We start from the raw sequence: 21729 nt of genomic DNA on the forward strand, positions 1-21729 counted from the left end.
AATCAAGAATCTGTTCGATCTGCCGCCCCATTACAACGTCTACTCCGCGCTCGATTGAAACGCTCGGTGTTTGTTGTCGGTCGCTGTCATGGTCTTGTCATTCCGGTCGGGTGAAATGAATTCGCAGTCGTGCATGGAAGAGCGCGGGCCGTGATGAACCCATTACGGTCGTGCTCGCGGAATCGGCTGGTTGGCTCTTTCCCTAAACATCTAGACGTTTAGATGAAGACGCCGCTAGCAAGCGCTTTCTGGGCCGGCAGGCAACGCCCATTAAGCACGAGCGCCGAGATCGCAAACGCAACAGCACGACTCATCGCTTCGAATCACAACTAACGCTGCGTCGTACAGCAGCACGCTAAAGCGGACACACGTACGGAGCATGTCGATGCTGATCAGGAACGCTCGCGTCGTCACGCGGGACGAGGAATTTACGGGAACCTTGCGGATTGAAAACGGCGTCATTGTCGACCTTGAACGGGGCACGACGTTGGCGGCCGAAGCCGAAGACTGGAACGGTGACTATCTGTTGCCGGGCCTGGTCGAACTACACACAGACAATCTGGAGAAGCATCTGGCGCCGCGGCCGGGCGTGAGATGGAATATCGACGCGGCATTTGTGATTCATGACGCACAGGTGGCCGCGGCGGGCATCACAACCGTATTCGATTCGCTAAGGATCGGCGCGCGTTCGGACGTCGACATGCACAGCCGGGATCTTCAGACGCAGTGCGTGGAGGCACTCGCGCGCCTGTCCGCGTGCGAGTTGCTGCGTGCCGAGCATTTCCTCCACCTGCGCTGCGAAATCGCCGCTCCCGACGTCGTGAATGTATTCGATTCGCTGTGCACGCATCCATTGCTGCGGCTCGCTTCGGTGATGGATCACACGCCGGGCCAGCGCCAATGGCACGATCGGGATCAATGGCGTCGCTGGCAGGAACGGCACGGCAAATTGACCGACGAACACTTCGCCGCAGTGATTGCTGAGCTTTCAGACGGACAGGAACGTTTCGCCGACCGGCACCGTCGCGAGATCGTCGCGCGCTGCATGGAGCTCGGCGTGCCGGTGGCGAGCCACGACGACACCGTAATCGAGCATGTTGAACAGGCAGCGGCCGAAGGCATCGTCCTGGCGGAATTCCCAACCACCCGCATCGCCGCGCAAGCCGCACGCGAACACGGCATCGCAACGATTATGGGCGCGCCCAACGTCGTAAGAGGCGGATCGCACTCGGGCAACGTCTCGGCAATCGAACTTGCGCAAGCCGGACTGCTCGACATCCTGTCATCGGACTACGTGCCCTCGAGCCTGTTGACCGCCGCCTTCGAACTGGTCGGCAAGGCCGGCTGGACGCTGCCGCGCGCGATGGCAACGGTATCCGCGGAACCCGCGCGCGCAGTGGGGTTGGACGACCGCGGCGCCATCGCCCCCGGTTTGCGTGCCGACTTTGTGCGCGTGCGGATGCACGATGCGCTGCCTGTGCCTCGCGCGACATATCGGGCAGGCGAGCGCATTGTCTGATGCCCGGAACAAAGCAATCCGTTGTTGAGTCGCCTGGTCTGTATGAAACATAAATTGAGGAAAATATGAAGGTCTCCAAATTTTTATCTGCAGCAGCTCTGGCCGTGAGTTTTGTCTCCGTTACCGCACATGCAGCGGGTACGTGTCCGAACGATGGCGTAGTTCGCTTTGGTGTCGAACCTTACGAATCGGCTCAGCGCATGCTGCCGGTCTATACGGATCTCGCCAAGATGATCGGCGACAAGCTCGGCTGCACGGTGCAACTCTACGTCGCGACCAGCTATAACGCCGAGATCGAGGCAATGCGCAACAACAAGCTCGAATTCGGCGAATTCGGTCCCCTCGGCTACGTGCTCGCGCACCAGGTCGCGCACGCTGAAGCCGTCGCCACGTTCGCCGGCGAGCAGGGCAAGCCGGCCACTTACTACGCCTCCATCGTCACGTGGCCCGGCTCGGGCATCAAGACGCTGGGCGACACCAAGGGTCGCTCGTTCGCTTACGCCGATCCGGCGTCGACGTCCGGCCATCTGTTTCCCGCTTTCGGTCTGAGCAAGAACGGCATCGATCCGGACAAGGGCGTAAAAGCGGTCTACGCGGGTAGCCATACGGCGTCGTTCGAGGCGCTGCGCAACCACAAGGTCGAAGCGGGGGAGCTGAACAGCGAAGAAATCGCCAGCGCCAAGCTACACAACGAATTCGATCCTGCGGCTTACGTGACGCTGTGGAAATCGGAACCGATTCCGCTCGACCCGCTGGCCGTGCGCGGCGACTTGCCGGCGGATTTCAAGGCCCGTCTGGCCAGTGTGCTGAGTTCGCTCGATCTACGCCAATTGCCGGAAGCCGATCAGAAGTTCCTGGCATCGAACCAGAACCCGGAGCTGAAGACGGTGCCGCAAACGGACGCCGCTTATAACCAGATCCGCGATCTGGTTTCGACTCTTCACATCGACCTGGCAAAACTGTGAGCACTCTGTCCAGCACCTCGGGTGGCGTCCCGATAGATTCGGCGAGCCGGTTTTCAGCCGGCGCGTCGAGCCTACCCGGAACAGCACTCCATACGACGCGTGGGCCCGGCGTAAAACTGGCTGTCCGTGATCTGACGATGCGTTACGCAAATGGCCACACTGCGCTGCGCGGCATGAATGTGTCGGTCCGCGCCGGTGAGCTGGTCGTGGTGCTGGGCAGCAATGGCAGCGGCAAGTCGACCTTCATGAAGTGCGTGGTCGGACTGAATCGGCCGACCGCCGGGTCGGTCGAGGTGGCTGGGCGCGATCTCGCCGCACTGTCCGGCAAAGCTTTGCGTGAGGCGCGTCTGCCGCTTGCGTTGATCTCGCAGAACGCCAATCTCGTGAAGCGGCGCAGCGTGCTGGCGAACGTCTGCTGCGGCGCGCTCGGCCGACACCGGACGCTGGCAACCGCGCTGGGTCGGGTACCTCGCGAGGAGATCGACCCGGCGCTGTCCTATCTGGACGAGGTCGGCTTGCTGCATCTGGCGCGCCAGCGCGCCGGCACGCTTTCGGGCGGACAGGCGCAGCGCGTGGCGGTGGCCCGTGCGCTGGCCCAACGTCCTCACGTCTTGCTCGCCGACGAGCCGGTCGCCAGTCTGGACCCCGAAGCGGCTGACGAAGTCATGCGGCTGCTGCGCCGCCTCGCCGACGACGACGGTCTCGCGGTGGTGTGCGTACTGCACCAGCCCGAACTGGCGACGCGATATGCCGACCGACTGATCGGTCTGCGCGGCGGCCTGCTTGAATTCGATCGGACGGCGTCGGCCGTCTCCCGTCAACAGATCGCGAGCCTTTATTTGGCCGAGGCGTCATGAGCAAGGTTCTTGAAATGCGCGCATCGACGGGCTCGTCGGGTGGCCGGACCATCTGGTCGGTGTGTGCCGCCGTCGTGCTGTTCGCGCTGTTTGTGCAGGCGTGGATCGTCGTCCAGGCCCGTCCGCAGGATCTGGTTACCGGTGCCCACGGTATGGTCGACATTATTTCGCGCGCCGTGCCGCCGGCGTTCGATCAGTTCGTCCCGAACTTGTGGCCGGTTCTCGAAACGATTGACCTGGCGATTTTCGGCACGGTGTTCGGGGTGCTGCTCGCCTTTCCGCTGTCGATTCTGGCGGCCGCGAATGTCACACCGGCGCTGCCCCTGTACTACGCCGCGCGCGCGCTGATCGGCGTCACCCGGGCAGTGCCCGATCTGGTCTGGGCACTGTTGTTCGTCACGGCGGTCGGGCTGGGGCCGTTTCCGGGCGCACTTGCGCTTGCGGTCCATTCGGTCGGCATGCTTGGGCGGCTGTTCGCGGAAGTAATCGAAGACATGGATATGGGCCCCGTCGAAGCGTTGACGCTGACCGGTGCAGGGCGCCTCCAGGTGTTAAGCCATGCTGTCGTGCCGGGCGTGTTGCCCTCGCTGCTCGGCATTGGGCTGTTCCGCTTCGACGAAAACCTGCGCTCGTCGCTCGTGCTCGGCTTTGTCGGAGCAGGCGGAATCGGCTTCCAGTTGCTGACCGCAATGAACCTGTTCCAGTACCAGACGGTGTCGTTCCTGTTGATCGCCACCTTCGTCCTGGTCGTCTGTGCCGAACGCGTCTCCGCTTACCTGCGCAGCCGTGTCACCTGAACGCGGGCCGCTCACCTGCGTCGGCGTCGCTCTTCATGCCCTGACGCGATCGTCATGGGAAGTGCGCAGCCGGCGGCCCAAGGCTCTCCTCATCATTGAAGCACGAGAATCGATATGTTGATCAATCATGGCGTCGGCGTCGATCCGTGGGCGCTCGGTCGCGTTCTGTCGGAGCATCCGGAAATCCATCCAACGGCGGTAGTTCGCGCCAGCGACTTTGGCCGTTACACCTATCTCGGTCCGCGCAGCCATGTCGCCGAATCGGTCATCGGCGACTACGGCTATGCGATGGGTGACAATCAGATCGCCCACGCACTCATTGGCAAGTTCGCCAATATCGCCACCGGCGTACGCATCAACCCGCCCAATCATCCTTCGTGGCGTGCGACCCACCATCACTTTACCTATCGCTCCCGATCGTACGGATTGTCTCTCGACGACGACGCTGACATCTTCCAGTGGCGGGCGCAGGAGCCAGTCGAGGTGGGTCACGACGTGTGGCTCGGCCACGATGCCATCATCATGCCCGGCGTGACGATCGGCACTGGCGCCGCGGTCGGCTCAGGAGCCGTTGTGACCAAGGACGTACCGCCGTTCGCGATCGTCGTCGGCGTGCCGGCGCGAGTGCTGCGTTTTCGCGTCGACGCGCGCACCTCGGAGCGCATGCAGCGGATAGCCTGGTGGGACTGGAGCGCCGAGCGCATTGACGCGGCATTGGCCGATTTTCGTGGGCTCACGGCGGCCGAGTTCGTGGAGAAGTACGACGGGTAAAAGTGAATGAATGGCCAAGCGGCCGTTTCTCCGCGACGGGCGGAGCCTTGCACGTCCCTAATGGTGCGTTGACCAGACGAGTGTGCCAACTGTCCTCGCGTCAATCACCTGGTCTCGACGTGCCCGTCTCTATGGATGTGTCACGTGGAATTCCCAGGTTAGATCCTTCAAATTAACGGAACAGTCTCATATGGAATTTCGCCAACTTGGCCGCTGCGGTCTCAAGGTTTCGACGCTGACGCTTGGGACGATGCTGTTCGGCGATCCGACCGACGAAGCAACCGCGGCACGCATCGTCGACCAGGCGCATGAACAAGGCGTCAACTCGATCGATACCGCCGACGTCTACGCTGGCGGTGAATCGGAGCGTGTCGTCGGGCGTTGCATCGCCGCCCGGCGCGATCGCTGGGTGCTGGCGACCAAATTTGCCAGTCCATTCGGCGATGGTGACGTCAATGCGCGCGGCGCGTCGCGCAAACACATGGTGCGAGCCGTTGAGGCCAGCCTCAAGCGCCTGAAGACGGACTATATCGATCTGCTTTACCTCCACGCTGAAGATCACGACACGCCGGTCGACGAAACGGTGCGCGCGCTAAATGATCTGATCCAGGCCGGCAAGTTGCGCTACTACGGCCTGTCGAACCATCGCGCATGGAAGATCGCCGAATTCAGTCATACCGCCCAGGCACTGGGTCTCGCTGCCCCGGTAGCCAGTCAGCCGCTCTACAACCTCGCGAATCGGCAGGCCGAGGCCGAGCAGCTGACAGCCGCGCACCGTTATGGCCTCGGCGTGATTTCGTACAGCCCACTCGCCCGTGGCGTGCTGACCGGCAAGTATGAATTGGGCGTAACGCCCGCGGCGGATACGCGGGCAGGGCGCGGCGACCGCCGCTTGCAGCAGGCCGAATGGCGGCCCGAGTCGTTGGAGCTGGCACGGCGCGTTCGCGAGCATGCAGAGGCGCGTGGATTGAGGGCGGGGCAATTCGCCCTCGCGTGGGTGCTCAACAGTAGCTATATCAGTTCGACCATTGCCGGACCACGCACCGTGGCGCAATGGGACGATTATCTACCGGCCCTGAGCTATCGCCTGAGCGCCGAAGACGAAGACTTCGTCGACTCGCTCGTCACGACGGGCCACCCTTCGACGCCCGGGTTCAATGATCCCAAGCATCTTTTCTTTGGGCGAATTCCCCGTCACGGTTCGTAAGCCGGACACGCGCAGGAGAATTTCCAGAGTCGCGGCATTCCGAAGAGGTTCCGCCACATCGGACTGCTACGCGTGCTATCGACAGCGTGCGCAACCGGGTCACCCTCCCGGTTGCGCCCTGTGCAGGCCTTCAATTTGCGCCGTGCGCCATCGTTGTCGCGACGAGTGCCGGCGTAGCAGCCACTTGGGCGAGTTCATCGCTCGACCATCCACCGCCCAGTGCATGCAGCAGTTGCACGTTGGCACTTAGCTGGCGTGTCTGGATATCGAGCACGCTGCGTTGTGCTTCGAGTGCGACGGTCTGCGCCTGCACGACATCGAGGTAACCTACAGTGCCCTGGCGATATTGGCGCAACGCCAGATCGACCGAGTACTGCGCGGCATTCGCGGCATCCTTTTGCTCGCCAAGCGCGGTGCCGAGATACGACAGCAGCGAAAGGTTGTCCTCGACCTGCTGGAATGCCGACAGAACCACGCTGCGGTAGCGGTCTCCGGCTTCCTCGGTTGCCGCCTTCGCGGCGTCGAGCTGCGCACGACGGTAACCGCCGTCGAAAACGTATTGCACGAGCTGCGGGCCAATCGCCCAGAACAGATTGGGCGCGCTAACCAGTCCGGCATAGGCGGCGCTTTGTACACCACCCTGCAAGCTCAGCGTGATGTCCGGGAAATAGGCCGCGCGCGCGACGCCAATCTTTGCGTTGGCCTCGGCAACCCGGCGCTCCGCTGCTGCGACGTCGGGGCGACGTTGCAGCAGCGTCGAGGGCAGGCCGGTCGGAATCGCCGGCAACGCGATGGCGGCAGTCTGCTGCGGCAGGCTGAATTCGGACGCGGAAGTGCCGACCAGCACGGCAATCGCGTGTTCGATGAGCGCTCGTTGCGCGAGATTCTGCGACAACTGGGACTTCGCCGACGACAATTGCGTTTGAGCCCGCGAAACGTCGAGGCCCGCTACGATGCCGCTGTCATGCAGCGTCTGCGTGAGTTGCAGCGCTTTCGCATACGCCATGACCGTCTCGTTCAGCAGCTCGGTCTGCTGGTCGAGCCCCCGCAAACTGATGTAATTATCCGCGAGTGCCACTTGCAGGCTCAGTTTCACCGAAGCCAGATCGGCTTTGGTCGCCTGAGCCTCATCCTTGCCGGCCACCACGGAGTCACGCACGCGGCCCCACAGGTCGAGGTCGTAATTGACTTCGGCGCCGAGCGTGACGGAGTTGTAGTCGTTCGGGCCGCCCACGCGCAACGGCCGGTTGTCGGACTGGCGAACGCGCTGCGGCACGGCGCTTGCGCTGATGGTCGGATACAGTCCCGACGCGACCTGCGCGACGAAAGCCTGCGCTTGCGCATAGTGCGCGTACGCGGCGCGCAGATCGGTGTTGTTGGCCAGCAGACGCGTTTCGAGATCGTCGAGTTGCGCGTCGCCATATATTTTCCACCAGCGGTTACGGTCTATCCGGTCGGCAGGCTGAGCGGCGGTCCAGGGACCAACGGTTTTGTATTGCGCCGCTATCGGCACCGAAGGCGCCTGATATTGCGGCGCGAGCGAGCAGGCGGAGAGCGCCAGGACGCCCGTTAAAAGCGCGACCCGTCCAGGCTTAACCATGTGCGGCCGCCTTCCTGTCAGTGGCCGGCGCAACCTGCACGCCGTCGCCGTCGGCGAGTCCGTCGGGCGGCGTATCGATCACGCGATCGCTGGCGGCGAGTCCCGAGCCGATCTCCACCGAGTCGCCCAGATCGCGGTCGATCTTCACCTGCTTGAACAGTACGCGACCGTTCGCACCGAGCGTGGCGACCACGACGCCGCGGCTATCGAACACGAGCGCGCTAGCCGGCACCCGAAGTGAATCGGCGGACGCGGGCAACGTGAATTTCAGGCTGGCGAAACCGCCCGGCAGCAGCTTGCCGTTGGCATTGTCGACCAGCAACTGCACGAGCGTCGTCCCCGAACTCGAATTGACGGAGTCTGCCGCTGCAATCACGCGCGCGTTGAACTGCTGGTCGGCGTACTCGGGAACGGTCAAGGTCGCGGTTGTGCCATCGTGGATCGCCGGTGCGTAGTTCTGCGGTACCTGAACATACACACGCAACTGCTTGACCTCGGAGACCGCGAACAGCTCCTGGCCGACGCCGCCGCTACCGGCGTTCACCAGCGCGCCAACGTCGGTGTCGCGCGCGGTCACCACGCCGTCGAACGGCGCGACGATCCGCGCAAAGGCCTTCGTCGCAACGAGGCGATCGACGTTGGCCTTCGCGGCCGCCACGATCGCCTCCTTCGCGGTGTAATCGGCAATGCGTTGGTCGACGTCCTGCTGGGCCACGGAATCGGTGCCGCTTAGCGCCTCCCAGCGCTTCGCCGTCGTACCCGCTACGACGGCATTCGCCTGCGCACTCTGCAGATCGGCGCGTGCCTGAAGGAGCTGCTGATCAAGCTCGGGTGTTTCGATTTCGGCGAGCACCTGACCCGCCTTGACCGGCGCGCCAATATCGACGTTCCATGATTTCAGATAGCCGCTGACCTGCGCGAAAATCGGCGCCCGTGTAAACGCTTCGAGCCGGCCGGGCAGTTGCAGTGAAGGGCCGTTGGGATCGCGCATGGGCTGGATCAGATTGACTGTCGGTATGGCCTGAGCCTCCGTCCAGGTTTTCAGCTTGCGGGCGTCGACGGCTCGCAGCGCGACACCGCCAACGACGATGCCTAAGGCGACCAGCAGGCCGATCACGCCCGCAACCCGAAGCGGACGGCGCGATGGCGTGTTAGTGGGAAAAGCGGATTCAGACGACATAGGCAGGACCTCCCGGGACGGGTGCTGGGGTCGCCGCGCGCCCGGGGCGCGCGTGAACGATACAGAAGATGACGGGGACCAGGAACAGCGAAGCCGTGGTGGCAAACATCAAACCGCCGATCACGGCGCGGCCGAGCGGCGCGTTTTGCTCACCGCCTTCGCCGAGGGCGAGCGCCATCGGCGCCATGCCGATGATCATGGATAGCGCGGTCATAAGCACCGGGCGAAAGCGCGTAAAGCCCGCTTCGAGCGCCGCCTTGAACGGATCGCCATGGACGGCAAGACGTTCGCGGCAGAAGCTGACGACCAGAATCGAATTGGCGGTCGCCACCCCCATGCACATGATCGCGCCAGTGAGTGCGGGTACGGAGAGCGTCGTGTGCGTCGCGAACAGCATCCAGACGATGCCCGCCAACGCCGCCGGCAATGCGCTCACAATCACGAACGGATCGGCCCACGACTGGAAATTGACGACGATCAGCAGATAGATCAGCACCACTGCGCCAAGCAGGCCGAACAACATGCCGGCAAAGGCGCTGTTCATCGTCTGCACCTGACCCAGCAGCGCGACGCTCGAGCCCTTCGGCAGCGTGCTGGCGTTCTGGTGCACGATGCGCTGGATATCGGCCGACACCGCGCCGAGATCGCGGTCCTGGGTGGTCGCGAAGATCTCGACCATGGGCTGGATGTTGTATTGGCTGACGACTTCGTTGCTGGTGGAGCGCTCGACCGTTGCCAGGCCGCCGAGGATCTGGGCGGTGCCTCCGCCGCTGGCGGTGATCGGCAGATTTTGCAATGCTGCCAGTGAATCGAGACTGTATTGCGGCGTTTGCATCACGATCGGATACGACACGCCGTTCGCGTTGTTCAGCCAGTACGTGGGCGCCACCTGGCTCGAACCTGCGAGATTCACCACCATGCTGTTCGTCACATCGCGCTCGGTGATGCCGAGCAACTGTGCACGCGTGCGGTCGACATCGACGTTGAAGGTGGGGTTGCCGTGCGACTGCGCGATCCGTGCATCGACCACGCCGGGCACGTCGCGGACCGCGCGCAGCAGACGGTCTGCATACGCGTAGTTGGCGTTCAGGTTGTTGCCGCGGATCTGCAGGTCGATCGGCGCCGGCGAGCCGAAGTTAAGGATCTGGCCGATGATGTCCGCCGGTGGGAAAGAGAACGTGACCCCCGGGAATTCCCGCGGCAATCTTTCACGCATCATGCGGACATACCCGTCGGTCGGACGATGCCCTTCGTTCAGCGCAATCTGGATGTCGCCGTCCTGCGAACCGACCGTCCCGGTGTTGTTGTATGCGGTATTGATGCCGCTGACCGGCAGACCCATATTGTCGACCACCGTGCCGAGGTCGGACGGCGGGATGATCTGGCGGATCGCGCCTTCGACATTCGCGAATATCTGCGCGGTCTTTTCGACGCGAACCCCGACTGGTGCGCGCACATGCATCAGGATCTGCCCGGCATCGACCGCCGGGAAGAAGTCGCGGCCGAGCAAGGGCGCGAGGGCGAACGAGAGCGCGACGAAGCCGAGGAAGCAACTGACGAACGGACGCCGATGGTTCAGCGCGAGTTCGAGTAACCCGCGATACGCGCCACGCACCTTTTCAAAGCGCGCTTCGAAGCCGCGCTGGAAGCGTCCGAGCGGACCTGGACGTCGCGCCTCATCGGCATGCCCATCCTGCGCATGCGGCTTCAGCAGGTATTTGGCCATTGTCGGCACGAGGGTTCTCGAGAGGATGAACGACGAGATCATCGCGAAAATGACGGCCTCCGCCATCGGCACGAACAGGAAGCGCGCCACGCCGTTCAGGAAGAACATCGGCACGAACACGATGCAGATGCACAGCAGGGAAACGAACGCGGGTGTGACGATCTGCGCGGCGCCATCGAGGATAGCGGTCTCCACCTCCTTGCCGTGCTCGAGGTGCCAGTTGATGTTCTCGATCGTCACGGTCGCATCGTCGACAAGAATCCCCACCGCTAACGCAAGACCGCCGAGCGTCATGATGTTCAAGGTTTCGCCTAGTGCGGAGAGCGTGGCGATCGAGCCGAGAATGGCCAGTGGGATCGAGGTTGCGATGATGATCGTCGAACGCCAGCTGCCGAGGAACAGCAGAATCATCAGGCTGGTGAGCACGGCCGCGATCACGCCTTCACGTGCCACACCGGTGATGGCTGCGCGCACGAAGATCGACTGGTCGCCGATCGGTTCGACATTCAGGTTATCGGGCCACGACGCTTTCCCGTTGGCGATTTGCTGCTTGATGCCGGAGATGATCCCGAGCGTCGAAACCGAGCCGTTCTTGAGTACCGACATCAGCACCGAGCGCCGGCCGTTCACATGGACGATATTGGTTTGCGGCGGACTGCCGTCGCGAACATTCGCAATATCACGAATAGTGACCGTCGTGCCATTGACGGCCTTGACCGGTAGATCGCCCAGGGCCTTGATTTCCGAGGGCGCATTGTTGAGTTGCAGCGTGTATTCGTAGTCGCCGATCTTTTCCGTGCCGACCGGCGTGATCAGATTCTGACCCGCCAGCGCATTGGCGACGTCCTGCGCGGACAAACCGCGCGCCTGCAGTGCCGCAGGATCAATGTCGATTTGCACCTGGCGCGTCTTGCCGCCGAACGGGTAGGGAACCGACGCACCGGCGACAGTCGTGAGCATGGGACGCACCGCATTCAGACCGAGGTCGCCCAGCCTCTGCTCGGACAGCCCCTTGCCCGATAGCGCCAACTGGATGATTGGCACGGTCGACGCGTTGTAATTGAGGATCAGCGGTGGCGTAGTGCCCGCGGGCAACTGCCGCAACTGAGTTTGCGCGACCGCGGTCACTTGCGCGTTCGCCGTGCTGATATTCACGCCCGGCTGGAAGAAGATCTTGATGATCCCGAAACCAGCGACCGATTCCGCCTCGATGTGTTCGACATCGTTCACGGTGGTAGTCAGCGTGCGTTCGAACGGCGATGTGATCCGGCCGACCATCTGGTCGGGCGGCAGCCCCGTGTATTGCCACACCACGCTGATCACCGGGATTCTGATATCGGGGAAAATGTCGGTGGGCGTCTTCATCGCCGACAGTGGCCCGATGATGAGGATGAAGATTGCCAGGACGACGAAAGTGTAGGGTCGTCGGAGCGCGATACGAACTAGACCGAGCATGAGAATTCCAGGGCTTGGGGGAAACGCAAGAGCATCTTGCAGAGATCTGGCGCAGGAAGATGTTCGCAACGAGGATGATTGCTTTGTGACCTATGTCGGGTGTTCCCAAACGCAACCAGAGTGCGAATGTACACAACGCTCTGGATTCCTGCAGACGGAGAAATAGCATCCCGGCAACGTTTGAATGCCAGGCGAGTCAATTTCTTTCTATCTGCGCATATCGGGAAAACCTTGTCCATGCGGGATGGAGTGATGCTCGGCAAGATTCGGACGGAGGCGAACTAGCGTGATTTCCAGCGAAGACTAAAGGCGTTAGAGATTTTTATTACCAATTGTTTGAGAGGCCATCGAGGGTTCTCGTGCCTCCTTTCAGACGGCATTCAAAGGGTTGACTTCATTCTGAAGACGAGGTCTTCGCGTTATTACGCGTATCGTTCAGAATGATCGTCACTTACCTCCCGTGAAGATCGCCTTAACGGGAGAGTCAAGCGAAAATTCACGAATGACATGCGTATGAAGGTGTGAAGAGGAATGCTGACAGCGTGCCTTCAAAGCGTTGAGCCGCGGCAACGCGGGGTTCAAATCGGGCTTCGCCAGGGCGGTGACAAAACAGACGAGCGAGGTGCGTCCAACGACCGCTGGCAGCCGTTGCGCAAGTCGCGCGATGCGGCCCCGGACCCGGGGCCGGATTCAGTGCAGATCGAGACCATCAGTGACCAAAGTAGATCGAGTGAGTCCCTGTGGTCGTCGACGGCGCACCCGACTGTGAGGAGCCGTTCATCGACACTCCGCCGACTGCCGTGCTGCTCGGCGTCGTGGCATCCTGCGCATGAATACGTGCCTCCGCAGCCTGAACATCGGTGGGATAGTGCAGATCTTTGAGGCCCGGGCGATACCCCGCCTGTTCCATTTGCACCAGGTCGGCGCGCACTTCGGCACGCGTCAGCGGGGCAGTGGAGTCCTGTGCAAAAGAGACCGCGGGGACGACGAGTGCGTTGGCAACCAACGCTGCATAGATCAGAGTCTTCATGGTGAATTACCTGTCAAGTTAAATATAGTCAGCTTCACACGCGATGAATGGAGCCTCGGGTGTCGCCGCGCCACCGCCGCAAGGGTGAGTAACCTGTATTGTCCGCAGATGGGGTGACGCGAGGCTGACCTCTGCATTACGCCGCTGTCATGTTCAAATAGGCAGGAGCGAGAACCTGTCGGCAAGCGTACGTCAACGCGGCTATGATTTCATGCGGCGATCGGCGCCGAAACAAGAAAGGAGAAGTACCCAGATGATCCATGTCATTGCCACAATCACTGCCCAGCCCGGTCAACGCGAGGCCGTGTTGGCACTTTTCAACCAGAACCGTCCAGCGGTGTTGGCCGAAGAGGGGTGCATCAGCTACGAGGCCGTCATCGACGTACCGGAGTTTGGGACGCTTCAGACACCGCTCGGTAAAGATACGTTCGCTGTCATCGAGCGCTGGCAGAGCGCTGAAGCTTTGAGGGCGCATGGGGCCTCAACGCATATGGCCGAATATGGACACAATACGCGCCCGTTGCTCGTGAGCCGTGTCATCAACGTGCTTCAGGCTTGCTAAAGAGAGCGTTCCTGGCGGTCCGCCATTGACTGGGCAGGCCAATATGGGCGCCGCCACGCCGACTTCCAATCACCCTGCCTGCGTGTATACTTTTATGAAAACATAAATCGTCATCTGATGACATCAGTGATAATCCGACAGCGCAGGGAGTTATGAAGAACAAAGGGACCATCGAGAAGCCGACCCGTGGAACCGGCGCCGAGCGCGTCGCGGTCAAGCGGCCGATGAAAAAAGCGCCGCAGCGTTTGCCGCGCGCAGAGCGTCAGGCGCGCGTGCTGGAGAAGGCCGCGGAGTATTTCGCGGAGCATGGTCTGGGCGCGCAGACCCGCGCCATCGCGGAAGCCTGCGGCGTATCGCAACGCTTGTTATATAGCCTGTTCCCGAGCAAGGCCGCTTTGATTGACGAAGTCTACAAGCGGGAAGTCGTCGGAATCTTCGACGCAATCTGGTTTGTTCAGTTGCAAGACCGAAGTGTGCCGATTGAAAGCCGACTCAACCGCTTTTATCGCGAGTACTATGACACGCTTTTGACGCGCCGCTGGCTGAGGCTTTTCCTTTACTCGTCGCTCGAGGGCCTGCACACGGCGCCGGCCTATACGAACGCGATCGTCAGCCATGCGCTCGAAATCATCGTCACCGAGACCGCGCATGAACTGGGTCTACGCATGCCTGTCGACCCGGCTCAACTGGGCGAAGTGGGTTGGCTGTTGCATGGCGCGGTGTCGCATCTGGCGATTCGCCGCCGCATCTATTCGAACGAAAACAGCACGCCCGCCGAAGCGGTGATTGCCATGCACGTGCGCGCCTTCCTGACGAGCCTGCCGAGCCTGCTGCCTGCGCTATAACGCATTGCGAGTCGGCGCAGGGCGGTTCGCTGGTGTTATCGCTGCGACCGTCTGTGTCGTCTTCAGCGCAAATCGTCAAGCGACGATACAATCCTGCGAAATTGGGCTGCATTGCCGCGCAGGCGCCCTGGGGGCTGCTCATTGTGTCCGCGCCGTCTCCCGTTCGAGCTGTGTTTGCCTTGCGCATGGCGGCTGCGTCATAACTGTTCGCAATCGTCGCCATGATTCAAACCAATTTCCCGAACGGCCTGCGCCTCGGCACAATGCCATCGCGCATCCTGGTGGCGTTTCGGGCGATATGTCAGGCCGCGAGTCATTGCACGCTGTCCGCGGCCGCCGTCTTTGAAACAGCCGAGACACGCGCAACAAATAATGCATCTCTCACGAAAAAGGTGAATCCATGAGGACTACGGCGGGTTTGCGTGTCCGCACCCAGTTGGTTGCCGGCTTCGGCATCGTCCTCTTCGCCCTCGTTGCGCTGACGGTCATCGCCATCACACGCGTCGAGTCCGTGCGGCAACGACTCGATCAGATCATCGACGTGAACGGCGTCAAAGAACGGTACGCCATCAACTTTCGCGGTAGCGTCCATGACCGGTCAATAGCCGTGCGCGATGTCACTCTCGTATCGCATGATGAGCTGCCGGCCGTCGTCGCGCATATCCAGCAACTCGCGGCGGATTATGACGAGGCGGCAAAGCCGCTTGCCGCCGTCTACGCGCAGCGCACCGACATCACCGCAGCCGAGCGCGCTATCTATTCGCGCGTGATCGAGGCGGGCAACAAGGCCACGCCGTTTATCGACGAGGTGATTGCACGGCAAACCTCCGGCGACACCGAAGGAGCGCGCACCGTGCTGCTTCAGCAAGCGCGCCCCGCGCTGGTCGAGTGGCTCGCGGCAATCAACCAGTTGATCGACTTTCAGGAAGCGCTGAACCGGCAGGGCGGTGCCGAGGCACGCCAGATAAGCGTCGATTTCCGCTGGATGATGCTTGCGCTAACCGGACTTGCGTGCGTGATCGGTGTTGGCGTTGCGGTGCTTGTCGTGCGCAACATCGGCCGCTCGCTCGGCGCGGAGCCGCGTGAGCTGATCGCGTTCGCCGATGCGATCCGGCGCGGCGATCTTTCCCAGCGCGCCGGGTTACGCACCGGCGATACGGCTAGCGTGATGGCGACTGTCGTGCGGATGCGAGAAGCGCTAGCGGACATCGTGGGACAGGTGCGCGATGGCGCCGATGCAGTCGCCGGCATGAGTCACGCGATTGCCGCCGGCAATGCCGATCTTGGCGCGCGCACCGAACTCCAGGCCAGCGCGCTCGAGCAGGCCACCGGCGCGCTCAAGGAGTTCGATGCTAGCGTGGCCACCAACACGGCGAACGCGGGACACGCTGACGAGCTTGCCAGGCACGCCTCGGAAACGGCTGGGCAAGGCGGCATGGCGGTCGGCCGGGTGGTGGAGACGATGCATGGGATAAGGGCGTCGTCGGCGCGCATCGCGGAGATCATCTCAGTCATCGACGGGATCGCGTTCCAGACCAACATCCTCGCGCTGAATGCGGCGGTCGAGGCCGCGCGTGCCGGTAGCCAGGGACGCGGTTTTGCCGTGGTGGCCGGCGAGGTCAGGCTGCTCGCGCAACGTAGCGCAGAAGCGGCGAAGGAGGTCCGGCAACTGATCGTGACGAGCGACGCTCGCGTGAAAGACGGCGCCGCCCAGGTTGATGCCGCGGGCTCGACGATCTCCGCGGTCGTTGATTCGTCGGCGCGCGTCACGGGCATCATGAGCGAAATCCACGACGCATGTCAGCAACAGAGGCTTCATATCGGCGAAGTCCGGGAGATGATCGCGAGCCTGGAGCATGGCACGCAACAGAATGTTGCGCTGGTCCAGCAATCGGGTGCTGCCGCGGACGCTTTGAACAGGCAAGCGCAGACTCTGCTTAGCGCGGTCAATCTCTTTTCCGTCGATGACGAGCGCGGTTCGGAGCTGAAATCGGCGGGCCCACAGCAGCGCGATGCAACTGCGCGCAACCCGGCGCTTTCGCTCACCAGCAGCTACTCGTGAGCGCAGGGCGGCATAGCACGATTTTCAATTCAATCCTGGTCGTCCGCGCTGCAGGCGCGATGCGCCCGCAACCCTGAGGAGCAGCACATGATCGATTTGCGCAGCGATACCGTGACCCGTCCGGACCAGCCGATGCTCGCCGCGATGTCAACCGCCGAGTTGGGCGACGATGTGTGGGGCGACGATCCGACTGTGCTGCGTCTGCAGGCCGTGCTTGCCGAACGCGCCGGCAAGGAAGCCGGCCTGTTCTTTCCGACTGGAACGCAATGCAATCTTGCGGCCTTGATGGCGCATTGCGCGCGTGGCGACGAATACATCGTCGGCCAACTGGCGCACACCTATAAATACGAAGGCGGCGGCGCGGCGGTGCTCGGCAGCATTCAGCCGCAGCCGCTGGAAAACGCCGCTGACGGCACCTTGCCGCTCGATAAGGTTGCGGCCGCCATCAAGCCGATCGATGATCATTTCGCGCGTACGCGTCTGTTCGCGCTCGAGAACACGATTGGAGGCAAAGTACTGCCCGCGGACTACGTGGCCCGTGCGGTCGAATTGGTTCGTCAGAGCGGGCTTGCGACGCATCTCGACGGGGCACGCGTGTTCAACGCCGCGGTGGCTTCGGGCCAATCGCTGGCGGCGCTGTGCGCGCCCTTCGATTCGGTGTCGATCTGCTTCTCCAAAGGACTGGGCGCGCCGGTCGGCTCGGTGCTGCTCGGCAGCCAGGCGCTGATCGGCGCAGCGCATCGCTGGCGCAAAGTGCTGGGCGGCGGCATGCGGCAGTCGGGCGTGCTGGCGGCGGCGTGTCTGTACGCGCTGGATCACAACGTCGAGCGGCTCGCGGACGATCACGCCAACGCCCAACATCTTGCCGACGGTCTCGCGCGGATCGATCAGGTGACGGTACAGTCACACGCGACCAACATGGTGTTCGCGCAGTTTCCGCAAGAACATTGCGCTCCGCTCGAAGCGTGGCTTCGGGAACGGGGCATTCTCACGCAGATGCTGTATGCGTCGCGTTTTGCGACACATAAGGACGTCTCGCGCGCGGACATCGATACGTTTCTGTCCGCTGTAAAGGCGTATTTCGCTCGCGGCTGATGTTTGCGCGATGCCGGTTTTTTCATTGCGTGTTGACATGGCGCGTTCGGGTTGGACAATAATCTCAGCCCCGATACTCGCCAACTCAGGTTCCAAGCGTGAACGACGTCACCGGCATTTCCCCCTCGCGGGCTGACCATGTCTATGTCAGCGTACGCGAAGATATCTTCGATATGCGCCTGCTGCCCGGCGACCGCGTGACGGAAGGCAGCATCGCCGAGCGCTTCGGCGTGTCCCGCACGCCCGCGCGCGAAGCCTTGCAGCGCCTGCAAGGCGACGGCCTGATGCGCGGTTATGTGCGCGGCGGCTGGGAAGTCGTGCCGGTCGATTTCAAGCGCTTCGAAGACCTGTATGAAATGCGCAAGCTGATTGAAACCTTTGCTGTCTCGAAGCTTGCGAGTGCCGAAGGGGAGCTCTCCGAAGGCGTCGCACGGATGCTCGGTCAGCTCGAACAAATCTGGAAGATCCCAACTGCTCATCGTCGGCGTGACGGCCGCGAGATGGTCGCGCTCGACGAAGCATTTCATCACGCTCTCGTGCAGGCTGCCGATAACGCCGAGCTGACCAATGCGATGCAGCGCGTGACCGATCGCATCCGGGTCGTGCGGCGGCTCGATCTCGTGTATGGCGACTGCATCGACGAAACCTACGACGAACATTTGGCGATCCTCGATGCGATCCGTCGTCGCGAAACGGATCGTAGCGTTGCGTTGATCGCACGCCATATCGAGGGTAGCCGCGCTGAAGTGCGCACCTTGACCGAGGAGCGCCTGCAACGCGCACGCACTGCAATGGGGCCGAATGCGGTCCCCTATGCACCACCCAGGTTGCGCGGCACCAAGTAGCGACATTCGCCCTGAGCACCGGGTCGCGCGAAACCCTGCTCTGGCGCGCATGACCCGTCGACTCGCACGCTGGCATGCTTCTCGCATAAGTGACGGGTATGTATACAAGCAAAAGCCCCGTCAGCTATGTCATCTAGTTTTCTGAATCCAACACGCGGCGCGCGCGGTATGGCCGTCGCGCCGAACGCGCTCGCGGCGCAGAGCGCGTTGGCCATCATGCGGGACGGCGGCAACGCCGTCGAAGCCATGATTGCCGCTGCCGCGACTATCGCAGTCGTCTATCCGCACATGAACAGCATTGGCGGCGACGGCTTCTGGCTAATCTCGCGCCCCGGCGCGGAGCCGGTGGGCATCGAGGCCTGCGGCGCGGCCGCGCTAGCTGCGACGATCGACGCGTACCGCTCCCGCGGATATACGACGATTCCGACGCGCGGCCCGCTGGCCGCGAATACGGTCGCGGGCACCGTGTCCGGGTGGCAGCTCGCACACCGCTGGTCGAGGGACGCGCTCGGCGGCAAGCTGCCCGTCAAGCGTCTTCTCGAAGACGCCATTCACTACGCGAAGTCCGGCGTGCCCGTCACGCGCAGCCAGGCTCAATGTGTCGCCAGCCGGCGCGCCGAACTGAGCTCGATCGCCGGTTTCGCGGACACCTTTCTCCCTGACGGGCGCGCGCCGGCAGCGGGCGAGCGCTTCGTCGCACCGCGTCTCGCCGCAACCTTGGAGCGCCTCGCCGAAGCAGGTCTCGACGACTTCTATCGCGGCGATCTCGCGCGCAGCATCGCGAGCGATCTTCAGTCCGCCGGCTCGCTGCTTGCGCTTGCCGATCTCGAACGGCACGAGGCGCGCTGGCGCAAGCCGCTCGCACTGCAGCACTCGCTCGGCACGATCTACAACATGCCGCCGCCGACACAGGGTCTCGTGTCGCTGCTGATTCTCGGCATTCTCGACCGCGTGCTGACGAAAGACATGGATCCGCTCGGGCCTGAGTTCGTCCACGCGTGCGTCGAGGCAACCAAGCTGGCTTTCGCGATTCGCGACGCGCACGTCACCGATCCCGATCACATGACGGTCGATCCCGCCACGCTGCTCGAACCGGCCGCACTCGACGCGATGGCCGCGCGCGTCTCGCCGACGCGAGCCGCGCCCTGGCCGGCCGGGCGCGGACCGGGCGACACCGTATGGCTAGGCGTGACGGATAGCGAGGGCGTGGCGGTCAGCTTCATCCAGAGCATTTATCACGAGTTCGGCAGCGGCATCGTCCTGCCGGGCTCCGGCATCAACTGGCAGAACCGCGGCTGCAGTTTCTCGCTCGACGAACACGCGCTCAATCCGCTGATGCCGCGGCGCAGGCCATTTCATACCCTCAATCCGGCGCTGGCGCGCTTTGCCGACGGCCGCACGATGGTGTACGGCAACATGGGCGGAGACGGACAACCCCAATCGCAAAGCGCCGTGTTTTCACGCATCGCGAATTTCGGCTGGAATCCGCAGGCGGCGATCGACGCGCCTCGCTGGCTGCTCGGCCGCACATGGGGCCAATCGACCGACACGCTCAAGCTCGAACCACGCTTCGCCGCGCACACGGCGGCAGCGCTCAGCGCGCTCGGGCACGAGGTCGAGATGATGGCGCCTTACGACGAAGCGATGGGGCATGCCGGCGCAATCGTCCGGCATCCTGATGGATTAATCGAAGCGGGCTACGATCCGCGCAGTGACGGGGTCGCTGCGGGCTGGTAGACACCGCGCGCTTTTACCCAAACGACTTGCAGTTCCGGCCGTTCAGGCCCGGAGGACGGCGCACGTTTCGCGCATGCCGGCTGGCATGCGCTCAGGAATCGGAGAACACCATGAGTACACGCTTGCAACCGATGTCGCCGCGTATCGAGAATGTCTCGACGCTCGCCACGCATAACCGCTGGATTCAACTCGGGCTGGGTCTCGTCTGCATGATGGCGATCTCGAGTCCGCAATACGTCTGGACGTTGATGACCAAACCGCTCGCCGCGAAACTGGGCATCGCATTGCCTGAACTGCAGGTGACGTTCTCGCTGCTGATCATTTTGCAGACGTTCTTTTCGCCGTTTCAAGGCAAGCTGATCGACCGCTTCGGTCCGCGCACGCTGATTTCGGTCGGCACGGCGATGTCCGGCCTGAGCTGGGTGTTCGCATCGCAGGCGCAGAGTGCGCCGATGCTCTATCTGACCTATGGCGTGATCGGTGGCCTTGGCACGGGCATCGTGTATGTCGGCGTTGTCGGGCTGATGGTGCGCTGGTTCCCCGCGCAGCGCGGCTTCGCGGCGGGCGCCGTCGCCGCCGGCTATGGCATGGGCGCGATCGTCACGACGTTTCCGATCGCGGCGTCGTTGCAGGCGCGCGGTGTCGACGCGACGCTGTGGATGTTCGGCATCGCGTTCGCGGTGGTGGGGCTGCTGGCATCGCAGGGCTTGCGTGTGCCGCCCGCGCATGACGCCGCCGGCGCAAATGTGGATGACGCCGGTTCGCCGGTGGCTAATCTGCGCCCGTCACAGACGCTCAGGACGCCGATCTTCTGGCTGATGTTCGCCATGATGACGATGATGTCGACCTCCGGTCTAATGGTCACGTCGCAAATGGCCACCTTCGCCGCCGATTTCGGCGTGACCAAAGTGCTCGTGTTCGGGATGGCGGCGCTTCCGCTTGCGTTGACGATCGACCGCTTCACGAACGGGCTCACGCGGCCGCTGTTCGGCTGGGTGTCCGACAGAGTCGGCCGCGAAAACACGATGTTCTTCGCGTTCGCCCTGGAAGGCGTCGCGATGGCGCTGTGGCTGTTCACGCGCGATAACGCGGTGCTGTTCGTGTTGCTCTCGGGCGTGGTGTTCTTCGGCTGGGGCGAAATCTTCTCGCTGTTCCCGGCGACGCTGACCGACACGTTCGGCACGCGGCATGCCACGGAAAACTATGGCTGGCTCTACATTTCGCAGGGCATCGGCTCGATCCTGGGCGGCCCGCTGGCGGCGTTGATGCACCAGCACGCGGGTAGCTGGCTGCCGGTGTTCGGCGCGGCGATCACGCTCGACATCGTTACCGCATTGCTCGCGATTGCAGTGCTCAAGCCGATGCGCCGCCGTTTTCTTGCCGCACCACGCGGCGTTTGACGGCAACTGGCCGCTCGTTCGTTGTACGGCTAATTGCCAGGTGGCGCGCCTCTTTCATGGGCGCGCCGCGCGATTG

General features: G+C 62.9%; 18 protein-coding genes. 13 read left to right on the top strand and 5 right to left on the bottom strand.

Translation table 11 applies throughout. The features are described 5' to 3' along the window. The first annotated feature begins 385 nt into the window (after positions 1–385). The 6 genes from OKW45_RS37595 (at position 386) to OKW45_RS37620 (ending at position 6116) form a co-directional block, all read left to right on the top strand. Positions 386–1519, top strand: a complete 1134-nt coding sequence (locus tag OKW45_RS37595; RefSeq protein WP_429473780.1) for an alpha-D-ribose 1-methylphosphonate 5-triphosphate diphosphatase — start codon at positions 386–388, stop codon at positions 1517–1519. Between the two features lie 65 nt (positions 1520–1584). Then, the gene (locus OKW45_RS37600; protein WP_429473781.1) at positions 1585–2484 is read left to right on the top strand and encodes a phosphate/phosphite/phosphonate ABC transporter substrate-binding protein; all 900 of its coding nucleotides are present in this window, start codon (positions 1585–1587) and stop codon (positions 2482–2484) included. A 173-nt stretch (positions 2485–2657) separates the two neighbouring features. Then, positions 2658–3341, top strand: coding sequence for a phosphonate ABC transporter ATP-binding protein (locus OKW45_RS37605; RefSeq protein WP_239499177.1), 684 nt, complete (start codon positions 2658–2660; stop codon positions 3339–3341). 14 nt (positions 3342–3355) lie between these two features. Then, on the top strand, positions 3356–4138 hold the full coding sequence (gene phnE, locus OKW45_RS37610) for a phosphonate ABC transporter, permease protein PhnE (RefSeq protein ID WP_429474040.1): 783 nt from the start codon (positions 3356–3358) through the stop codon (positions 4136–4138). A 114-nt stretch (positions 4139–4252) separates the two neighbouring features. After that, positions 4253–4909 carry an LbetaH domain-containing protein gene (locus tag OKW45_RS37615; protein WP_018422856.1) on the top strand — a complete coding sequence of 219 codons (657 nt, stop codon included), beginning with the start codon at positions 4253–4255 and terminating at the stop codon, positions 4907–4909. A gap of 190 nt (positions 4910–5099) precedes the next feature. Then, complete coding sequence (locus OKW45_RS37620) at positions 5100–6116, top strand: aldo/keto reductase (protein ID WP_429473782.1); 1017 nt, start codon at positions 5100–5102, stop codon at positions 6114–6116. A 130-nt stretch (positions 6117–6246) separates the two neighbouring features. Here the strand turns inward: OKW45_RS37620 and OKW45_RS37625 are convergent, their stop codons facing one another. The 4 genes from OKW45_RS37625 to OKW45_RS37640 form a co-directional block, all read right to left on the bottom strand. Further along, positions 6247–7716, bottom strand: a complete 1470-nt coding sequence (locus OKW45_RS37625; RefSeq protein ID WP_429473783.1) for an efflux transporter outer membrane subunit — start codon at positions 7714–7716, stop codon at positions 6247–6249. Next, positions 7709–8896: an efflux RND transporter periplasmic adaptor subunit gene (locus tag OKW45_RS37630; RefSeq protein ID WP_429473784.1), complete on the bottom strand. Its 1188-nt coding sequence runs from the start codon at positions 8894–8896 to the stop codon at positions 7709–7711. The genes OKW45_RS37625 and OKW45_RS37630 overlap by 8 nt, the downstream gene beginning before the upstream one ends. After that, entirely contained in the window at positions 8886–12077 is a 3192-nt protein-coding gene (locus OKW45_RS37635) for an efflux RND transporter permease subunit (RefSeq protein ID WP_018422860.1), read from the bottom strand. Before OKW45_RS37635 ends, OKW45_RS37630 begins: the two co-directional genes overlap by 11 nt. Positions 12078–12786: 709 nt before the next feature. Beyond that, positions 12787–13107 (bottom strand): DUF4148 domain-containing protein, encoded by a 321-nt coding sequence (locus OKW45_RS37640; protein WP_187632724.1) that lies wholly within the window; start codon positions 13105–13107, stop codon positions 12787–12789. A gap of 253 nt (positions 13108–13360) precedes the next feature. Between OKW45_RS37640 and OKW45_RS37645 the strand changes: the two genes are divergently transcribed. After that, positions 13361–13669 (top strand): putative quinol monooxygenase, encoded by a 309-nt coding sequence (locus tag OKW45_RS37645; RefSeq protein WP_184011341.1) that lies wholly within the window; start codon positions 13361–13363, stop codon positions 13667–13669. A 152-nt stretch (positions 13670–13821) separates the two neighbouring features. Further along, positions 13822–14514 (top strand): TetR/AcrR family transcriptional regulator, encoded by a 693-nt coding sequence (locus tag OKW45_RS37650; protein ID WP_429473785.1) that lies wholly within the window; start codon positions 13822–13824, stop codon positions 14512–14514. A gap of 313 nt (positions 14515–14827) precedes the next feature. Here OKW45_RS37650 and OKW45_RS37655 read toward each other — a convergent pair whose 3' ends face one another. Continuing rightward, positions 14828–15106, bottom strand: coding sequence for a hypothetical protein (locus OKW45_RS37655; protein WP_429474055.1), 279 nt, complete (start codon positions 15104–15106; stop codon positions 14828–14830). On the opposite strand from OKW45_RS37655, the gene OKW45_RS37660 reads away from it, so the two are divergent. The 5 genes from OKW45_RS37660 (at position 14993) to oxlT (ending at position 21653) form a co-directional block, all read left to right on the top strand. Continuing rightward, complete coding sequence (locus OKW45_RS37660) at positions 14993–16576, top strand: methyl-accepting chemotaxis protein (RefSeq protein ID WP_429474041.1); 1584 nt, start codon at positions 14993–14995, stop codon at positions 16574–16576. The two genes, OKW45_RS37655 and OKW45_RS37660, sit on opposite strands and share 114 nt — an antisense overlap. 87 nt (positions 16577–16663) lie before the next feature. Next, entirely contained in the window at positions 16664–17671 is a 1008-nt protein-coding gene (gene ltaE, locus OKW45_RS37665) for a low-specificity L-threonine aldolase (RefSeq protein WP_429473786.1), read from the top strand. Between the two features lie 98 nt (positions 17672–17769). Beyond that, positions 17770–18516 (top strand): GntR family transcriptional regulator, encoded by a 747-nt coding sequence (locus tag OKW45_RS37670; RefSeq protein WP_429473787.1) that lies wholly within the window; start codon positions 17770–17772, stop codon positions 18514–18516. Between the two features lie 168 nt (positions 18517–18684). Further along, positions 18685–20253 (top strand): gamma-glutamyltransferase family protein, encoded by a 1569-nt coding sequence (locus OKW45_RS37675; RefSeq protein ID WP_429473788.1) that lies wholly within the window; start codon positions 18685–18687, stop codon positions 20251–20253. 110 nt (positions 20254–20363) lie between these two features. Beyond that, positions 20364–21653 (top strand): oxalate/formate MFS antiporter, encoded by a 1290-nt coding sequence (gene oxlT / locus OKW45_RS37680; protein ID WP_429473789.1) that lies wholly within the window; start codon positions 20364–20366, stop codon positions 21651–21653. The last annotated feature ends 76 nt before the right edge of the window (positions 21654–21729 follow it).

It is taken from the genome of Paraburkholderia lebeckiae, assembly GCF_050436225.1.
Classification (GTDB): domain Bacteria; phylum Pseudomonadota; class Gammaproteobacteria; order Burkholderiales; family Burkholderiaceae; genus Paraburkholderia; species Paraburkholderia tuberum.